Origin of the sequence: Corynebacterium sp. MSK158 (genome assembly GCF_030229085.1) — a bacterium.
In the GTDB taxonomy this organism is placed as follows: Bacteria; Actinomycetota; Actinomycetes; order Mycobacteriales; family Mycobacteriaceae; genus Corynebacterium.
The window spans coordinates 1-987 of record NZ_JASPHJ010000034.1 but is presented as its reverse complement, the minus strand read 5'-3'; the positions used below and the strand labels follow the sequence as shown (position 1 = coordinate 987).

Below are 987 nucleotides of genomic sequence, written 5' to 3'. Positions count from 1 at the left end.
TCGCCGACAACACCTCAGTCCTTGTCATTGTCGATCAACCCAACAACATCAGCCGATTAACCGTCGCAGTCGCCCAACACATAGGGCAGACGATCGCTATCTACCAGGGCTTGCGATGCGACAGCTCTCTCGCATCCACGTCGGCAACTCCAAGACCGATGTACGCGACGCCTACGTCATCGCCCATGCCGGTCTTAACCTTCCAGACGCCCTGCGCAGCGTCGACCGCGTTGAGGAAGTCTTTACCCAGCCAAAAGTTCTCAACGGTATCGACGAAGACCTCGCCCGAGCCTACACACGCCTAATTAACCAGATGCGATCCGCGCTCGTGGGAACCAATCCTGCCTTCGAACATGTCCTGCACGGACAGATGATTCACCGAAAATGGATCCTCCACCTACTTGCAAAATACGGCGGCCCCACCAAGATTCGACGCATCGGTAAAACACGCCTAGCAGCCTTTGCGCGCAGTCACAAAGCGCGCAATCCCGAGCCTGTCATCCATGCCATGCTTGCTGCCATCCACACACAGACCGTGTCCATTGCCGGCGCAGAATACCCCGAACTTAGCGTAGCAATGTCCGCCAAAGACGCACTGGCCAAACTAGCACATCGCAAGGAAATAGAAGCACAGGTACTCAAGCTCATTCAAGACATTCCTCAAACCGAGATTCTTTTATCCATGCCCGGCATCGGCCCACGTAGCGCAGCACAGATCCTCATGACTGTTGGCGATATGTCCGACTTCCCCGATGCAGCGCACCTAGCGTCCTATGCAGGCCTATCACTGCGGACGACTCAGTCGGGAACGTCCATTATGTCGAATCGCCCAACCGCGCTGGCAACAAAAATTAAAGAACGCCCTATGGCAATCGTCTTTTGCATCGATCAGATTCCACGAGCGTTCCCGGCAATTCTATGAACGAAAACGCAAAGACGACAAAAGACACAACGCCGCAGTCGTCGCACTCGCACGCCGACGCCTCA

Annotated in this window: 1 pseudogene; it reads left to right on the top strand. The window is 55.2% G+C overall.

Annotated elements, in window-relative coordinates:
- Positions 1–987: pseudogene (locus QP915_RS11580) on the top strand (transposase); the annotation flags it as partial.